Here is a 16,287-nt window from a genome sequence, read left to right on the forward strand (position 1 = left end):
CTCTTCGCCGGGAAGAACGCTACCAGCGATCAGCGCTTCTGACGCAACTTCTGGATCGCGGCCAGCTGTGCCACTGCGGCGGCCAGTTCGGCCTGGGCTGCGGCGTGGTCGATCTTGGAGTCACGGTTCACCAGCGCTTCCTCGGCCAGACGCTTGGCTTCGGCGGCCTTGGCTTCGTCCAGGTCGGCACCACGGATGGCGGTGTCGGCCAGCACGGTCACGGCGTCGGGCTGCACTTCCAGGAGGCCACCGGCCACGAACACGAATTCCTCGTGTGCCTGGCCCGAGACCTTGATACGGACAGCACCTGGCTTGATGCGCGTGATCAGCGGGGTGTGACGGGGATAGATACCCAGCTCACCCGCTTCGCCCGGCAACGCGACGAATTCTGCCTCGCCGGAGAAGATTTCCTCTTCCGCCGAGACCACGTCCACGTGAATAGTATGTGCCATGTCGTTTCCTAGTCGATTGACCGCTCCTGCGAACAGGAGCGGCGCCAATGAATCAATGATTACTTACCTGCCATGGCTGCATCCGGTACTGCACCGGAGCCCCACGGCGTGGTCAGTCTTAGTTGATCTTCTTGGCCTTTTCGATTGCTTCGTCGATGGTACCGACCATGTAGAACGCTTGTTCCGGCAGGTGGTCCAGTTCACCGCTGGCGATCATCTTGAAGCCCTTGATCGTGTCCTTCAGCGAAACGTACTTGCCCGGGGAACCGGTGAACACTTCGGCCACGTGGAAGGGCTGCGACAGGAAACGCTGCATCTTGCGAGCACGTGCGACGATCAGCTTGTCTTCCGGTGCCAGTTCGTCCATGCCCAGAATCGCGATGATGTCACGCAGTTCCTTGTAGCGCTGCAGGGTACCCTGGACGGCGCGCGCGGTCTCGTAGTGCTCCTGGCCGACCACTTGCGGGTCCAGCTGGCGCGAGGTCGAGTCCAGCGGGTCGACGGCGGGGTAGATACCCAGCGAGGCGATGTCACGCGACAGAACGACGGTCGAGTCCAAGTGGGCGAAGGTGGTTGCCGGCGACGGGTCGGTCAAGTCATCCGCAGGGACGTACACGGCCTGGATCGAGGTGATCGAGCCAGTCTTGGTCGAGGTGATACGCTCTTGCAGGCGGCCCATTTCTTCGGCCAGCGTGGGCTGGTAGCCCACGGCGGACGGCATACGGCCCAGCAGCGCGGACACTTCGGTACCGGCCAGGGTGTAACGGTAGATGTTGTCGACGAAGAACAGCACGTCCTTGCCTTCATCACGGAAACCTTCCGCGATGGTCAGGCCGGTCAGCGCCACGCGCAGACGGTTGCCCGGCGGTTCGTTCATCTGGCCGTAGACCATGGCGACCTTGGAGTTGGTCGGGTTTTCCAGGTCCACCACCTTGGCTTCTGCCATTTCGTGGTAGAAGTCGTTACCTTCACGGGTACGCTCACCAACACCGGCGAACACGGACAGACCGCTGTGCGCCTTGGCGATGTTGTTGATCAGTTCCATCATGTTCACGGTCTTGCCCACACCGGCGCCACCGAACAGACCGACCTTACCACCCTTGGCGAACGGGCAGACCAGGTCAATGACCTTGATGCCGGTTTCCAGCAGCTCTTGCGAGGGCGACAGTTCGTCGTACGCAGGGGCCTTGCGGTGGATCGAAGCGGTTTGCTCGTGCGAGACCGGACCGCATTCGTCGATCGGGTTGCCCAGCACGTCCATGATGCGACCCAGGGTCGCGGTACCGACGGGCACCGTGATCGGCTTGCCGGTGTTCGAGATGGTCAGGCCGCGGCGCAGACCGTCCGACGAACCGAGCGCAATGGTACGAACCACGCCGTCGCCCAGCTGCTGCTGGACTTCCAGGGTCAGATCCGAACCTTCCAATTTCAAGGCATCGTAAACCTTGGGCATCGCATCGCGCGGAAACTCCACGTCCACCACAGCGCCGATACACTGAACGATTTTGCCATCAGCCATTTTCGTTCCTTCAATAGATAAAATTTAAATTCTGTTTCGCTACGCTACGCCAGCTGATCAGCCGACCGCAGCCGCACCGGCGACGATTTCCGACAGCTCTTTGGTAATGGCGGCCTGGCGAGTCTTGTTGTAGACCAACTTCAACTCACCGATCACGCTACCTGCGTTGTCGCTGGCGGCCTTCATCGCGACCATGCGCGCCGATTGCTCGGAGGCCATGTTCTCGGCGACGGCTTGATAGATCAGCGCTTCGACGTAACGCACCAGCAGTTCGTCCACCACGGATTGCACGTCGGGCTCATAGATGTAGTCCCAGGAGTGCGCACCCTCGTCAGCCTTGAGCTTGTCGCTGGTCAGCGGCAGCAGCTGCTGCAGGGTGGCTTCCTGCTTCATCGTATTGATGAACTTGGTGTACACCAGGTACACCGCGTCCAGCTTGCCTTCCTGGTAAGCGTCGAGCAGCACCTTGACGGGGCCGATCAGCTTTTCCAGGTGCGGCGTATCACCCAGTTGCGTCGCGTTGGCGGCCACACGGGCGCCGATGCGATTCAGAAAACCCAAACCCTTGTTGCCAATGGCGACGGTTTCGATGGCCTTGCCCTGGCCTTCCAGTTCACGGAACTTGTTGGTCAACAGACGCAGCGAGTTGGTGTTCATGCCGCCGCACAGACCCTTGTCGGTCGTGACGACGATGAAACCAACGCGCTTGGCCGTGTCTTGCTGGACCATGAACGGGTGCACGTACTCCGGATTGGCCTGCGACAGGTTGGCCGCAATGTTGCGGATCTTGTCGCTGTACGGGCGGGCTGCGTGCATCCGGTCCTGCGCCTTGCGCATTTTGGATGCCGCGACCATTTCCATCGCCTTGGTGATCTTCTTCGTATTTTCTACGCTCTTGATCTTGCCACGTATCTCTTTACCTGTAGCCATGAGTAAGACTCCTTATAGCTTCAGTAAGAATTAGTACGCGCCGGATTTCTTGAAGTCAGCGATGGCGGCTGCCAGGGCTGCCTCAGCATCCTTATCCAGTTGCTTGGTGTCTTCGATCTTCTTCAGCAGCTCAGCGTGGCTGGTCTTCATGAAGTTGTGCAGAGCCGACTCGAAGGCCAGGATCTTCTTCACTTCGACGTCGTCCATGTAGCCCTTGTTGACGGCGAACAGGGTGACGGCCATGATCGAGATCGATTGCGGGGTGTACTGAGCCTGCTTCAGCAGTTCGGTCACGCGCGCACCGCGGTCCAGCTGCTTGCGGGTGGCTTCGTCCAGGTCGGAAGCGAACTGCGCGAAGGCAGCCAGTTCACGGTACTGTGCCAGGTCGGTACGGATACCGCCGGAGAGGCCCTTGATGACCTTGGTCTGGGCAGCACCACCGACGCGCGACACCGAGATACCGGCGTTGATCGCAGGACGGATACCGGCGTTGAACAGCGAGGTTTCCAGGAAGATCTGGCCGTCGGTGATCGAGATCACGTTGGTCGGAACGAAGGCGGAAACGTCACCAGCCTGGGTTTCGATGATCGGCAGTGCGGTCAGGGAACCGGTCTGGCCCTTGACTTCGCCGTTGGTGAACTTCTCGACGTAGTCGGCGTTCACGCGGGCAGCACGTTCCAGCAGGCGGCTGTGCAGGTAGAACACGTCGCCAGGGTAAGCTTCACGGCCCGGCGGACGGCGCAGCAGCAGCGAGACCTGACGGTAAGCCACGGCTTGCTTGGACAGATCGTCATACACGATCAGGGCGTCTTGACCGCGGTCGCGGAAGTATTCGCCCATGGCGCAACCCGAGTAGGCCGACACGTATTGCATCGCTGCCGATTCGGAGGCGGTCGCGGCCACGACGATGGTGTATTCCATCGCGCCGTGGGCTTCCAGTGCGCGCACCACGTTCTTGACCGACGAAGCCTTCTGGCCGATCGCAACGTAGATGCAGGTCATGTTCTGACCCTTTTGATTGATGATGGCGTCGATGGCGACAGCGGTCTTGCCGGTCTGGCGGTCACCGATGATCAGCTCACGCTGGCCACGGCCAACGGGCACCATGGAGTCGATCGACTTCAGGCCGGTCTGCATCGGCTGCGACACGGACTGACGCGCGATCACGCCCGGGGCGATCTTTTCGATCGGGGCGGTCAGCTTGGCGTTGATCGGACCCTTGCCGTCGATCGGCTGGCCCAGTGCGTTGACGACACGACCCTTCAGTTCAGGACCGATCGGCACTTCCAGGATGCGGCCGGTGCACTTGACCAGGTCGCCTTCGGAGATGTGTTCGTATTCGCCCAGGATAACGGCGCCCACCGAGTCACGCTCCAGGTTCAGCGCCAGGCCGAAGGTGTTGCCCGGGAATTCCAGCATCTCACCTTGCATCACGTCGGACAGACCATGGATACGGCAGATACCGTCGGACACGGAGATGACCGTGCCCTGATTGCGAATCTCAGCGGTATCGCCAAGGCCTTGGATCCGGCTCTTGATCAGCTCGCTGATTTCAGATGCGTTGAGTTGCATACTAACTCCTAAAAATTGTTCTTTCGCTTAGCCAGCCAGAGGCACTTACGCGGCCAGAGCAGCTTGCAGCTGCTGCAGCTTCGCGCGCACGGAGGTATCGAACACTTCGTCGCCGACCACGACGCGCACACCGCCAATGAGGCTGCTGTCGACCGTCACGGAGGGGTTCAGCTTGCGGCCGAACTTCTTCTCCAGTGCCGAGACCACATCCTTGACCTGGGCATCGCTGAGCTCGAAGGCGCTCACGATGTTGGCATCGGCCGAACCTTCCGCCGTGTTCTTGAGCACGTGGAACTGTTCGGCGATCTGCGGCAGCAGGACCAGGCGGCCGTTGTCAACCAGCGTCTTGACGAAATTGGTCGCCTCGACCGACAGCGGGGTCTTCAGGGCAGCGGCAAACACTTCTGCCAGCTTGTCATGCGATACGGAAGGGTTCTGCGCCAGGGCCTGCACCTCGGGATGCGCCGCCACCTGGGCCATCTCGTCGACGAGATCGGACCAGGCTGCCAGGCTGCCTGCCTTGGCCACACGGAACAAGGCTTCGGCGTAAGGACGAGCGATCGTTGCGAGTTCGGCCATATTACAGCTCTGTCTTCAGTTGATTCAGCAAGTCGGCGTGAGCAGCCGCATTCACTTCGCGCTTGAGGATCTGTTCCGCGCCCTTGACGGCGAGCGTTGCAACCTGGCCGCGCAGTTCTTCACGCGCCTGGTTCACTTGCTGTTGAGCGTCTGCCTTGGCGTTGGCGATGATGCGGGCAGCTTCTTCAGCGGCCGTCTTCTTGGCTTCTTCGATGATCAGCTGAGCGCGCTTTTCGGCTTCGCCGATGCGCTTCTGGCCTTCATCACGTGCCGATGCCAGTTCGCCCTGGATACGCTTTTCGGCGGCGGCCAGATCGGCCTTACCGCGGTCAGCGGCTGCCAGCCCGTCCGCAATCTTCTTGGCGCGTTCATCGAGCGCCTTAATCAACGGCGGCCACACGAATTTCATCGTGAAGCCGGCGAGGATGAAGAAGACCACGAACTGTGCAATCAATGTTGCATTTAAGTTCACGGTAATTTCCTTCTCAGAATAACGAGTGCCGGAACCAATCGTCCGGCAGATGAGAATCGGCTATGAAGCGCGAATTACTTGGCGATGAACGGATTTGCGAATGCGAACAGCATGGCGATACCAACGCCGATCAGGAAGGCCGCGTCGATCAGGCCAGCCAGCAGGAACATCTTGGTTTGCAGGGTGTTCATCAGTTCAGGCTGACGTGCGGATGCTTCGAGGTACTTACCGCCCATGATCGCGATACCGATACAAGCGCCGATAGCACCCAGGCCAATGATCAAACCGCAAGCCAGAGCAACGAAAGAGACATCAGTCATGACAATTCCTTAAGAAAAGTTAAATTAAATACAAAACCAAAAAACAAACTGAAAAACAGGTACTGCAAGCCTTGTGTTAGTGCGCTTCGTGCGCCTGGCCCAGGTAAACCAGTGTCAACATCATGAAGATGAATGCTTGGAGCAACACGATCAGGATGTGGAAAATTGCCCAGATAGAACCGGCGATCACATGGCCGATGAAGCCGAATGCGGTCGCGGTCGATCCCAGCAATGCGATCAGCAGGAACAACAGTTCGCCTGCATACATGTTGCCGAACAGTCGCATGCCCAGGGACACGGTCTTGGCGGCGAATTCGATGATGTTCAGCAGCAGGTTGAACGGAGCCAGCCAGATGCCGAAGGGTGCTGCAAACAGTTCATGCACGAAACCGCCCGCGCCCTTGATCTTGACGCTGTAGTACAGCATCAGGGCCAGCACGCCCAGGGCGATGCCCAGGGTGCCGTTCAGGTCGGCGGTGGGAACGATGCGGTGATGCATTTCACCCAGGCCGAACAGGCCCAGGATGCCGGAGGCCAGGTCCACCGGCAGGAAGTCCAGCGAGTTCATCAGGGCCACCCAGACGAACACGGTCAGGGCCACCGGGGCGATGAAGGTACGGTCACCGTGGACAATGGCCTTGGACTGGTCTTCGACCATTTCCACGACCATTTCGACGAAGGCCTGGAAGCGGCCCGGCACGCCCGAGGTCGCCTTGCGGGCGGCCAGGAACATGAAGAAGCAGGCGATCACGCCACAGAACACGGACCAGAAGATGGTATCCACGTTCAGGATGGAGAAATCGACGATCTTGGTCTGGTGATGCGTGGAGAGGTGTCCGAGGTGGTGGACAATATATTCAGAGGCTGTCGGCGCGTGCTCTGCGGCTTCTACGGTCATGGTCGGTGTCTAAACAGTAAAATGAAATAACTCTTAAGCACCACGATGAAGCTCAGCACAAATGCGAGCCAGTGAACACCGTGGTACAACCAAACGATCGCGCCCATGAGCGCAAAAGTCGTAGCAATCTTGATAAATTCCCCGAAGAAAAACGTCATCGGGTTGGTACCACCGGGTTTCTGCGCACTGACATGAAGTCGCAGTGCAAACAGGGCATTGGGAACGACACAGCAGACGCCTCCCAACAATGCGGACCAAAGCGCCGGAAGTCCGCCGAGCATCCCCGCCACCAGGGCAGCGATGACCGTGGTGAGGAGCTGCAAGAGAATGATGCGCAGCATATCTATCCAATATCGTGCATGCGCCGCACCCTTTACGAGCAGACGGCAGCTTAAAAGCCCGGCGATTATAAAGGTTCGTTTTCCGGTAAGTCAAACCTTTTGCAGCCAGATCAAGGGCTTATCTGGGGCACTTCGCGGCGAGTTGTGGCAAATAAGCAGCCACTTGGATTTTTTGCAGTGCAACACAAAAACGTCGTTGCACGTCTTTTGCACGCTGCCCGCTTTTTGCTCCCGAGGGATCTCCCCTTCTTGTCCCTTTGTTCAGATTTATGCATCTCGCAGTGAATTTGCGGAAATGCACGTACAAAAGCCGGAAAATCGCGCCGGTTTTTGAAACAGCGCTCAATTTAATCAAAAACGCCCGTCGACGCCAGAGAAATATCCCGCAAATTCAATGATTTACGGAAATTCCCCTGGCGCTCGCAAACGTTTACGCAAGGCGCTGACATTTTGTCAGGAAATCGGGAGAGGTCGGACGACCGGGCTCGCTTTCAGGGTGGCATGTTGCAGCACAGCGTGGGTCCGCAAAAAAGTGAGCCCGCTCACCGGACCGGTGCAGTGGTCGGACCGTTGATGCCGTAAAAATACGGCATCAGATCAACCCCAGGTGCAAGCCCTTGAGCGTGGCCGCAGCCCGCGTGGAGCACTGCAGTTTGCGGAAGATGCTCTCGACGTGGGTACGCACGGTCGAGGGACTGATCTGCAGCGCGCGGGCGGCCTCCTTGTTGCTTTCGCCCAGGCTGATGCGGCGCAGCACCTCGCACTCGCGCTCCGACAGCAGCCCCTTGCGGGAAGACTGCGGGGACGTATCCCCTGCAGCGGCGGCCAGGACCCAGCGCACGGCATCCGGGTCCATGCGGCCGCCCTGCACTTCCCCCTCCAGCATCTCAGCCACGGCAGCCGGTGCACACGCGGCCCGCCACGGACGCGGCGCGCACAGGGCGGCATGGGCCGCCGAGACCGCCAGCAGGCGGGCCGGCAGGCCCAGCGTGTCGCGGTCAAGCCCACGGAAGTAGCCGCTGCCGTCGAGTCGCTCATAGAGTTGCGAAGCCAGGCCGGTGTCCTCACGCACGGCCGGCACCAGCGCTCCGGCCCGCGAGGTCCAGTAAGGGGCCAGGCGGATGCGTTCCCAGTCAGCCTGGCTGGGACGGCCCGCGCGCTCCCAGATGGTATTGGGGACGGCGGCGCGGCCGATGCCGTGGACCAGGGCGGCCCGAACCAGCCTTTGCTGTTGCTCGGAAGGCAATCCAGCCAGCGCGGCGGCCTGCGCGGCCAATTCGCTGACCCGGCGCGAATAGCCGGTCAGCCAGGGCAGCTTCAGTTCGATGAGTTCGGCCACGATGCGCAGGGGTACCAGATGCTCGGGCAAGTCCCCCGACGGATAGCGCGCGCTGTCATCGTGGTCCAGCGACGCCAGCCAGGACGGCGCATGCTCGGCCACGCGCTCGGCCAAGTCGGCCGGGTATTTGATGCCGCCGAAGCGGCGCACCACGCTCAGGGCAGCCTGCACCCCATGCGTGCGCGCATAGATCTCCAGGTCACCCGCCAGGCTCGTGTAGAGGACCGCAGTCGGCACGGCCGATCCGCGCAACTGCTGGGGCGCACCGCTGCCGTCATGATGCTCCCAGACATGGCGCAAGCCGGCCTCCACGCCCGCCGGCAAACCCAGCAGGCTGGCCACCTCCCCCGCCACTTCGCAATGGATGCGCGCCAGCGGCGCAATGGTGGTGAAGTTCAGCGGATGGTCGGCGGGCAAGCCATCGCGCAGCATGGCCTCGCGCCCGCCCACGTCATCCCCGAGCAGGCCGGCAAAGCCGGCCGCATTGGCGGTGCAGCCGGACCAGCGCAGCCAGGAGACCAGCCGGGCCTGCTCCACCAGTTCGGGCGGGGCGCCCTCCAGTTGCGCCACCCGGGCGGCCAGCGCCGCTGTACGCCGCGACTGGTCGGGAGGCTGGCCCATGCTGAGATCACCGACCAGCGCCAGCACCTGCACGGCAGTGCCGGCGGCGATCATCGGCGGCGCGTCCACGATGGCGGGGGAAGGCGAAGAGGAAGGGGAAATCGGGTTGGCGTCGGGAAGCATCCCGACACTGTAGCGGCAAGCGCGAGACTCCTGCAATCAACTCTTCGGTTAATGGGCAGGCCGGCGGTGAGCGGCCACAATCGCAGCGCCTCATCGTCACGGCCGACCGGGGTCGGTCAATTGACCGATACCGGGGCCGCAAGGGCGTTCCTATACTGGCCTCACTGCAACACACCACCCCGACACACCTTCTTATTTGAACAGGAGAACACCATGAAAAGCTCGTCCACCCGCTTCAGCCTCAAGACCGGCCTCGGCATGCTGGCCATCGCCGCCGCCTTCACCGGCAGCAATGCCATGGCCGCCGACGCGACCGAAAAGCCCTCCGTCGTGATCGTCCACGGCGCCTTCGCCGATGGTTCGGACTGGGCCAAGGTCATCCCGCTGCTGCAGGCCAAGGGCATCAAGGTCACCGCCGTGCAGAACCCGCTGACCTCGCTGGCCGACGACGTCGCTGCCGCCAAGCGCGCCATCGACAACCAGCCCGGCAAGGTCGTGCTGGTGGGTCACTCCTGGGGCGGCACCGTGATCACCGAAGCCGGCAACCATGAGAAGGTCGCCAGCCTGGTCTACGTCGCCGCCTTCGCACCGGACGCCGGCCAGGCAACGGGCGACCTGGGCCGCGACCTGCCCGTGCCCCCGGGCATCGCCAAGCTGTCGGTGGACAAGGCCGGCTTCGCCAGCCTGCCGCCGGCCGCACTGGCTGCTGACTTCGCCCAGGACGTGCCGGCCAAGCAGGCTGCCGTGATGGCCGCCACCCAGGGCCCGATCGCCATGAAGGCCTTCGGCGACAAGGTCGAGACCGCAGCCTGGAAGACCCGTCCGAGCTGGTACATCGTCAGCACCCAGGACCGCATGATCCAGCCCGCGCTGGAACGCAGCTTCGCCAAGCAGATCAACGCCAAGACCACCGAGCTGGCCGCCAGCCACGTGCCGCAGCAATCGCGTCCGGCCGACGTCGCCAAGGTGATCCTAGAAGCCGTCGCCGCCACCAAGTAAGCCTGCCTGCTTGCTCCCCGCCCCTGGCGGCAAGGGCCGTCGCCCGCTTCGTGCGGGCGACGGCCTTTTCGCTGGCGAACGCGCCCTGCCGCAAACGGGGCAAATGAAGAAAAATCCCGGCTGTTTCATGCTTGCACCTCGCCCTTCGCATGTTCTAATCTCAGGTGCTCCGGATCCCGCGACCAGATCAAACAACAATGAGGGACCGCGCGGACTCTGACATAATCGTCACGTTGCCAACTTAACAAGCGAAGCTCACATGAATATTCTTGTCACCGGCGGTGCCGGCTATATTGGTTCCCATACTTGCGTGGAACTGCTCAAGGCCGGCCATGAAGTCATCGTCTTCGACAATTTCTGCAACAGCAGCCCGGAGTCGGTTGCGCGGGTCCAGAAGATTGCCGGGCGTCCGCTCTCGCTGGTCAAGGGTGACATCCGCAACCGCGAGCAGCTGGAAAGCGTGCTGCGCGAATTCAAGTGCGAGGCCGTCATCCACTTTGCCGGCCTCAAGGCAGTGGGCGAGTCGGTGGAACAGCCGCTGATGTACTACGACAACAATGTGGTCGGCACGGTGCGCCTGCTGGAGGCGATGGAGGCCACGGGCGTGAAGACCATCGTTTTTTCGTCCTCGGCCACGGTGTATGGCGATCCGCAATACCTGCCGCTGACCGAATCCCATCCGCTGTCGGCCAGCAATCCGTATGGCCGCAGCAAGATCGTCATCGAGGACATGCTGCGCGACTACCACCGCGCCCATCCCGACTGGAAGATCGCCCTGCTGCGCTACTTCAACCCGGTGGGCGCGCACGAGAGCGGCCTGATCGGCGAAGACCCGGGCGGCATCCCCAACAACCTGATGCCCTATGTGGCGCAGGTGGCCGTGGGCCGGCGCGAGAAACTGAGCATCTGGGGGGGTGATTATCCGACCCCGGACGGCACCGGCGTGCGCGATTTCATCCACGTGGTCGACCTGGCCACCGGCCACCTGGCGGCCTTGCAGGCGCTGACCGAACCGCAATGCTTCGCGGTCAATCTCGGCACCGGCAATGGCTACAGCGTGCTGGACGTGGTGAAGGCCTATGAAAAAGCCTGCGGCAAGCCCATCCCCTACACCATCGCCGCCCGCCGTCCGGGTGACATCGCTTCCTGCTATGCCGATCCGGCCGAAGCACGCCGCAAGCTGGGCTGGGAAGCCAAGCTGGGGCTCGATGCCATGTGTGCCGATTCTTGGCGCTGGCAGCAGGGCAATCCCAATGGGTTCAAGTCGTGATCTGAACGAGTCCTTCTCATGATCTTCGTCACTGGTGGTGCCGGTTTCATCGGCAGCAACTTCATCCTCGACTGGCTGCGCGCACCCAATGCCGAGCCAATACTCAACATCGACAAGCTGACCTACGCAGGCAATCCCTACAACCTGAGTTCAGTGGCCGACGACCCGCGCTACGCCTTCGTGCAAGCCGATATTTGCGACGAGCTGGCGATGAGCACGCTGCTGTCCCGTTACCGCCCCCGCGCAATCTTGCACTTTGCGGCGGAGAGCCACGTGGACCGCTCCATTCACAGTCCCGACGAATTCATCCGTACCAACGTCAACGGCACGTTCAACCTGCTCAACAAGTCGCTCAGTTATTGGCAGGCATTGCCGCAGCAGGATCAGGCTGACTTCCGCTTCCTGCATGTCTCGACCGACGAAGTCTATGGCAGCCTCGAACCCGACGACCCGCCTTTCTCAGAAACTACGCCCTATGCGCCCAACAGCCCGTATTCGGCCTCCAAGGCAGCTTCCGATCATCTGGTGCGGGCATACCACCATACCTATGGCTTGCCCACACTGACCACCAACTGTTCCAACAACTACGGTCCGTATCACTTCCCGGAGAAGCTCATTCCGCTGGTGATCTCCAATGCTTTGGCCGGCAATCCGCTACCCATCTATGGCGATGGCCAGCAGATCCGCGACTGGCTCTACGTCAGCGACCACTGCGCTGCCATTCGCGCGGTGCTCGCACGCGGACAGGCCGGACAGACCTACAACATCGGCGGGTGGAATGAACAGGCCAACCTGCACGTGGTGCATACCCTGTGCGATACGCTCGATGAGCTGCAACCGCGCGCACAGGGCAGCTATCGTGAGCTGATCACCTTCGTCAAGGACCGCCCCGGGCATGACCGGCGCTATGCCATCGATGCGCGCAAACTGGAACGCGAACTCGGCTGGAAACCCGCCGAATCCTTCGAGAGCGGCATCCGCAAAACGGTGCAGTGGTACCTGGCCAATGGCGACTGGGTCGCACAGATCCGCTCGGGGGCTTATCTCAACTGGCTGCAGCAACAATATGGTGACCATCCAGCGGGAGCAATGCCATGACAGGGATAACAGAAGCGACGCAGGCGCAAGCCCGCAAGGGAATCATCCTGGCCGGTGGTTCCGGCACACGGCTGTATCCTGCTACCACGGTGGTATCCAAGCAGCTCATGCCGATCTACGACAAGCCGATGGTGTATTACCCGCTGTCGAGCCTGATGCTGGCGGGCATACGAGATATCCTGCTGATCTCCACGCCACAGGACACGCCGCGCTTTGCCGAGTTGCTGGGGGACGGCCACCAATGGGGACTCAATATCGGCTACGCCGTGCAGCCCTCGCCGGACGGCCTGGCGCAAGCCTTCCTGATCGGGCGAGAGTTCATCGGCAACGCGCCCTCCGCATTGATCCTGGGTGACAACATCTTCTACGGGCGCGACCTCGAACCGCCCATGCGTGCGGCCAATGCGCGCGTCGATGGCGCCACCATCTTCGCCTATCACGTGCAGGACCCGGAACGCTATGGCGTGGTCGAGTTCGACCGCCAGCGCCGCGTGATCGGCATTGAAGAGAAGCCGCTCAAACCCGCCTCCAATTACGCCGTGACCGGCCTGTACTTCTACGACAACCAGGCCATCGACATCGCTGCCGGGATCAAGCCTTCGGCGCGAGGAGAACTGGAGATCACCGATGTGAACCGGGCCTACCTGGAGCGGGGCCAGCTGCAGGTGGAACTGATGGGGCGTGGCATTGCGTGGCTGGACACGGGAACGCACGAGTCCCTGCTCGATGCCGGGCAGTTCATCGCCACCATCGAAAAGCGGCAGGGACTCAAAATAGCCTGCCCTGAAGAAATCGCTTATCGACGCGGGTATATCGACGCGGCCCAACTGGAACGCCTGGCTGCCCCGCTGAAGAAAAATGCCTATGGACAATATCTGTTGCAGTTGCTCACTGACCTGAGCTACTGAGCTGGATGACGTCATGAACAGCCCGACCTATTGCATCCCGACTCATGCAGATTGAACAAACTCACCTATCCGGCGTTTTAGTGATCACGCCCCGCGTATTCGGCGACAGCCGCGGTTTTTTCTACGAAAGTTTCAACCAGCGCGCCTTCCAGGAGCACACGGGCATCGCCGCGCAATTCGTTCAGGACAATCATTCACGCTCCGCGCGCGGCGTACTGCGTGGCCTGCACTACCAGATCCGGCAACCGCAAGGCAAGCTGGTCCGGGTGGTGCGCGGCGCGGTGTTGGATGTGGTTCTCGACATCCGGCGCGGATCACCGACCTTCGGTCAGTGGTTCAGCTCCTTGCTCACTGAAGAAAACAAAGTGCAGCTATGGATCCCGCCCGGGTTCGCGCACGGGTTCTCGGTGCTGGAGGATGACACTGAATTCCTCTACAAAGCCACCGATTACTGGGCACCGGAGCATGAGCGCTGCATCCTCTGGAATGACCCGGCGCTGGCCATCAACTGGCAATTGCAAGGCGCCCCCATCCTCTCGGACAAAGACCAGCGCGGCACACCTTTCGCTTCTGCCGAGGTCTTCGAGCCGCATGATCTTCCCTCCCTGAAAGCAGACCCATGAAACCCATGCGTATCCTGCTCACCGGCGCCAGCGGCCAGGTCGGGGGCGAATTCCTGCGGCGGCTGCGTGCCATGCCGGCCGGGCTGGATGTCATTGCCCCGGCGCGCGGGCAACTCGACATCGCCCATCCCGATGCCTTGCGCTCGGCGGTGCGCGATGCGAAACCCGACCTGATCATTCATCCGGCCGCCTACACCGCCGTGGTCAAGGCCGAGTCCGAACCCGACCTGGCACGCCGCATCAACGCCGACGCACCGGCGGTGCTGGCGGAGGAGGCGGCACGACTGGGCGCCGCGCTGATCCATTTCTCCACCGATTACGTGTTTGATGGCCAGCACCCGGGGGCCTACACGGAAGACATGGCCACCCATCCGCTGAACGTGTATGGAGCGACCAAGCGCGAGGGCGAACTGGCCATCGCCGCCAGTGGCGCAGCCCACTGGATTTTGCGCACCAGCTGGGTCTACAACGTGGCGGGCAACAATTTCATGAAGACGGCCATCCGCCTGGCCCAGCAAAAGGAAAGCTATACCATCGTCGGCGACCAGCTCGGCGCGCCGACCTGGGCTTCCACCATTGCCGCGGTCTGCTGCCGCATGCTGGCCGGCCCCGACGGCGGACGCGAGAAGGTGGCCGCCACCACCGGGACCTATCACCTCACCGCACGCGGCGCCACGTCCTGGCACGGCTATGCCACGCTGATCGCACGCGAACTGGCTGCACGCGGCGTGCCGCTGAAACTCAAGGGGCTGGATCAGATCACGCCGGTACTCACTTCTTCCTACCCGACGCCGCCCGAACGTCCGCTCAATTCGCGGCTGGACTGCAGCAAGTTGGAACAACGTTTCGGCATCACCTTGCCCGATTGGGACGAGGATGCCCTGGCCTGCCTGGACCAGATCATCCGCCACTACCAGCTGGACCAGGGTCGCTTGCTTCCCGACTGAAGACGCCGGGTGCTGCCCATACTCTTCAGTGACTGGGTACGTACTTGGTCTGGTCGCCGCGCGTGCGATCTCCGGCGCGATGACAACGCCGCCGAGCGGCGAAGGGCATTGCACGGATAAAAAGAGCCCTATTGCCCCGGATTGATATCGCGCAAAGTATCTGTCACGCAACGCCGGCATACTGTTTCCCGGCAGAATACGTTGCTGTTTTAATAATTTTGTATCTGGCGTGGTACCGGGTTGGTAGAGAAGGGGCGAACGGCGGCTGCCGTTGGCCTTCTGCCTTGAGTGTGGAAACTTGCTTTGGCTGCAGGAAATTGAATGCATCCTGCTGCCCGACGGCAAACCGATGTTGCGGTTTTGGGCAGCAGCAAAACGAGGAAGAAGGGAAAGTGGCGCGGCTGGCGGGGATCGAACCCACGACCCTTGGCTTCGGAGGCCAATACTCTATCCACTGAGCTACAGCCGCGCTGAATCGGGGCGAACCCCGGAAAGGCCTGAAGGATACCGTCTTTCCGGCAGGACGTCCATGGCGCTGGCGGTTTTTCCGTGTCAAACGGAAAGCATTGTGACTATAATCAAGAGTTCGGCGAGAGAGCGCAATGAAAGCCCTGCCTGATCCCAGTTCCACGCAATGCCAGGCGATAAGGCAATACAAAGGGAACCGACGTTTTCCGCCCCAATTTCGAGGAAACATTACGGAGGGACGCCAATGAGCTCAGCTCAGCATGAACACGAGTCGGCAATCAAGACTCCCAAGCAATTGATCGCAGCCGTCGTCGCAGGTTTCATGGTGCCCATCGTGTGCATCGTGTTGCTGGTGCAGTATGTCACCAATGGCCAGAAAACCGGCGCCGGCTCGGACAGCCAGACGCCCGAAATGATCGCGGCACGCATCAAACCCGTCTCCGACGATGGCTTCACCTTCCGTGATGCCGCCGGTCCCAAGCAACTGCTCTCCGGTGAAGAAGTCTACAAGACCACCTGCGCCGCCTGCCACAGCGCCGGCGTAGCAGGTGCCCCCAAGGTCGGTGACGCCGCCTCCTGGCAGGCCCGCATCGCCGCCGGCTATGACACCCTGGTCTCGCACGCCATCAACGGCCTGCGCGCCATGCCCGCCAAGGGCGGCAACCCGGACCTGGATGATGTCGAAATCCAGCGCACCGTGGTCTACATGGCCAACCAGTCCGGCGCCAAGTTCAAGGAACCCGAAGTGAAGGCCCCGGCCGCCGCTGAAGGTGCCGCACCAGCGGCCGACGCCCCCGCCAAGTAATCC

17 protein-coding genes and 1 tRNA gene are annotated in these 16,287 nt (G+C 61.6%); 7 read left to right on the plus strand and 11 right to left on the minus strand.

What is annotated here, in order from left to right; genetic code table 11:
• Positions 1-29 precede the first annotated feature (29 nt).
• The 10 genes from CEJ45_RS10900 to CEJ45_RS10945 all read right to left on the minus strand — a co-directional run bounded on the left by CEJ45_RS10900 (position 30) and on the right by CEJ45_RS10945 (position 9,166).
• Positions 30-452: a F0F1 ATP synthase subunit epsilon gene (locus CEJ45_RS10900; RefSeq protein ID WP_006461340.1), complete on the minus strand. Its 423-nt coding sequence runs from the start codon at positions 450-452 to the stop codon at positions 30-32.
• Between the two features lie 118 nt (positions 453-570).
• Positions 571-1,971 carry a F0F1 ATP synthase subunit beta gene (gene atpD / locus CEJ45_RS10905; RefSeq protein WP_008332979.1) on the minus strand — a complete coding sequence of 467 codons (1,401 nt, stop codon included), beginning with the start codon at positions 1,969-1,971 and terminating at the stop codon, positions 571-573.
• Between the two features lie 57 nt (positions 1,972-2,028).
• Positions 2,029-2,901 (minus strand): F0F1 ATP synthase subunit gamma, encoded by an 873-nt coding sequence (gene atpG, locus CEJ45_RS10910; RefSeq protein ID WP_088755144.1) that lies wholly within the window; start codon positions 2,899-2,901, stop codon positions 2,029-2,031.
• Positions 2,902-2,931: 30 nt separating this feature from the next.
• Positions 2,932-4,473, minus strand: coding sequence for a F0F1 ATP synthase subunit alpha (gene atpA, locus CEJ45_RS10915; protein ID WP_008332982.1), 1,542 nt, complete (start codon positions 4,471-4,473; stop codon positions 2,932-2,934).
• A gap of 45 nt (positions 4,474-4,518) precedes the next feature.
• Complete coding sequence (locus tag CEJ45_RS10920) at positions 4,519-5,052, minus strand: F0F1 ATP synthase subunit delta (RefSeq protein WP_088755145.1); 534 nt, start codon at positions 5,050-5,052, stop codon at positions 4,519-4,521.
• Between the two features lies 1 nt (position 5,053).
• The gene (locus CEJ45_RS10925) at positions 5,054-5,524 is read right to left on the minus strand and encodes a F0F1 ATP synthase subunit B (protein ID WP_075255747.1); all 471 of its coding nucleotides are present in this window, start codon (positions 5,522-5,524) and stop codon (positions 5,054-5,056) included.
• Positions 5,525-5,598: 74 nt separating this feature from the next.
• Entirely contained in the window at positions 5,599-5,844 is a 246-nt protein-coding gene (gene atpE, locus CEJ45_RS10930; protein WP_006461334.1) for a F0F1 ATP synthase subunit C, read from the minus strand.
• A gap of 76 nt (positions 5,845-5,920) precedes the next feature.
• On the minus strand, positions 5,921-6,742 hold the full coding sequence (gene atpB / locus CEJ45_RS10935) for a F0F1 ATP synthase subunit A (RefSeq protein WP_088755146.1): 822 nt from the start codon (positions 6,740-6,742) through the stop codon (positions 5,921-5,923).
• A complete protein-coding gene (locus tag CEJ45_RS10940) occupies positions 6,739-7,083 on the minus strand; it encodes an ATP synthase subunit I (protein WP_088755147.1) in 345 nt (114 codons plus the stop codon). The genes atpB and CEJ45_RS10940 overlap by 4 nt, the downstream gene beginning before the upstream one ends.
• Before the next feature lie 592 nt (positions 7,084-7,675).
• A complete protein-coding gene (locus tag CEJ45_RS10945; protein WP_088755148.1) occupies positions 7,676-9,166 on the minus strand; it encodes an HD domain-containing phosphohydrolase in 1,491 nt (496 codons plus the stop codon).
• A 213-nt stretch (positions 9,167-9,379) separates the two neighbouring features.
• Here CEJ45_RS10945 and CEJ45_RS10950 point away from each other — a divergent pair, with 213 nt between their 5' ends.
• The 6 genes from CEJ45_RS10950 (at position 9,380) to rfbD (ending at position 15,011) form a co-directional block, all read left to right on the plus strand.
• Positions 9,380-10,165, plus strand: a complete 786-nt coding sequence (locus tag CEJ45_RS10950) for an alpha/beta fold hydrolase (protein ID WP_088755149.1) — start codon at positions 9,380-9,382, stop codon at positions 10,163-10,165.
• 259 nt (positions 10,166-10,424) lie between these two features.
• A complete protein-coding gene (galE, locus tag CEJ45_RS10955; protein WP_088755150.1) occupies positions 10,425-11,435 on the plus strand; it encodes a UDP-glucose 4-epimerase GalE in 1,011 nt (336 codons plus the stop codon).
• Between the two features lie 18 nt (positions 11,436-11,453).
• Positions 11,454-12,533, plus strand: a complete 1,080-nt coding sequence (gene rfbB, locus CEJ45_RS10960; protein WP_088755151.1) for a dTDP-glucose 4,6-dehydratase — start codon at positions 11,454-11,456, stop codon at positions 12,531-12,533.
• Entirely contained in the window at positions 12,530-13,441 is a 912-nt protein-coding gene (gene rfbA / locus CEJ45_RS10965; RefSeq protein WP_187697661.1) for a glucose-1-phosphate thymidylyltransferase RfbA, read from the plus strand. Before rfbB ends, rfbA begins: the two co-directional genes overlap by 4 nt.
• Before the next feature lie 44 nt (positions 13,442-13,485).
• Entirely contained in the window at positions 13,486-14,064 is a 579-nt protein-coding gene (rfbC, locus tag CEJ45_RS10970; RefSeq protein ID WP_088755152.1) for a dTDP-4-dehydrorhamnose 3,5-epimerase, read from the plus strand.
• Positions 14,061-15,011 (plus strand): dTDP-4-dehydrorhamnose reductase, encoded by a 951-nt coding sequence (gene rfbD, locus CEJ45_RS10975; RefSeq protein WP_088755153.1) that lies wholly within the window; start codon positions 14,061-14,063, stop codon positions 15,009-15,011. Before rfbC ends, rfbD begins: the two co-directional genes overlap by 4 nt.
• A 393-nt stretch (positions 15,012-15,404) precedes the next feature.
• Here the strand turns inward: rfbD and CEJ45_RS10980 are convergent.
• Positions 15,405-15,480 (minus strand) — tRNA-Arg (locus CEJ45_RS10980).
• Positions 15,481-15,723: 243 nt separating this feature from the next.
• Between CEJ45_RS10980 and CEJ45_RS10985 the strand changes: the two genes are divergently transcribed.
• The gene (locus tag CEJ45_RS10985) at positions 15,724-16,284 is read left to right on the plus strand and encodes a c-type cytochrome (protein WP_088755154.1); all 561 of its coding nucleotides are present in this window, start codon (positions 15,724-15,726) and stop codon (positions 16,282-16,284) included.
• Positions 16,285-16,287: the final 3 nt, after the last annotated feature.

The organism is Herbaspirillum aquaticum (assembly GCF_002213425.1).
GTDB lineage: Bacteria > Pseudomonadota > Gammaproteobacteria > Burkholderiales > Burkholderiaceae_D > Herbaspirillum > Herbaspirillum aquaticum.

Coding starts and splice junctions, on each gene's coding strand:
- CEJ45_RS10940 (WP_088755147.1), bottom strand. CDS start 7,083: ATGCTGCGCATCATTCTCTTGCAGCTCCTCACCACGGTCATCGCTGCC.
- CEJ45_RS10920 (WP_088755145.1), bottom strand. CDS start 5,052: ATGGCCGAACTCGCAACGATCGCTCGTCCTTACGCCGAAGCCTTGTTC.
- CEJ45_RS10945 (WP_088755148.1), bottom strand. CDS start 9,166: ATGCTTCCCGACGCCAACCCGATTTCCCCTTCCTCTTCGCCTTCCCCC.
- atpA (WP_008332982.1), bottom strand. CDS start 4,473: ATGCAACTCAACGCATCTGAAATCAGCGAGCTGATCAAGAGCCGGATC.
- atpD (WP_008332979.1), bottom strand. CDS start 1,971: ATGGCTGATGGCAAAATCGTTCAGTGTATCGGCGCTGTGGTGGACGTG.
- atpE (WP_006461334.1), bottom strand. CDS start 5,844: ATGACTGATGTCTCTTTCGTTGCTCTGGCTTGCGGTTTGATCATTGGC.
- atpG (WP_088755144.1), bottom strand. CDS start 2,901: ATGGCTACAGGTAAAGAGATACGTGGCAAGATCAAGAGCGTAGAAAAT.
- CEJ45_RS10950 (WP_088755149.1), top strand. CDS start 9,380: ATGAAAAGCTCGTCCACCCGCTTCAGCCTCAAGACCGGCCTCGGCATG.
- CEJ45_RS10900 (WP_006461340.1), bottom strand. CDS start 452: ATGGCACATACTATTCACGTGGACGTGGTCTCGGCGGAAGAGGAAATC.
- galE (WP_088755150.1), top strand. CDS start 10,425: ATGAATATTCTTGTCACCGGCGGTGCCGGCTATATTGGTTCCCATACT.
- rfbD (WP_088755153.1), top strand. CDS start 14,061: ATGAAACCCATGCGTATCCTGCTCACCGGCGCCAGCGGCCAGGTCGGG.
- atpB (WP_088755146.1), bottom strand. CDS start 6,742: ATGACCGTAGAAGCCGCAGAGCACGCGCCGACAGCCTCTGAATATATT.
- rfbC (WP_088755152.1), top strand. CDS start 13,486: ATGCAGATTGAACAAACTCACCTATCCGGCGTTTTAGTGATCACGCCC.
- CEJ45_RS10985 (WP_088755154.1), top strand. CDS start 15,724: ATGAGCTCAGCTCAGCATGAACACGAGTCGGCAATCAAGACTCCCAAG.
- rfbB (WP_088755151.1), top strand. CDS start 11,454: ATGATCTTCGTCACTGGTGGTGCCGGTTTCATCGGCAGCAACTTCATC.
- rfbA (WP_187697661.1), top strand. CDS start 12,530: ATGACAGGGATAACAGAAGCGACGCAGGCGCAAGCCCGCAAGGGAATC.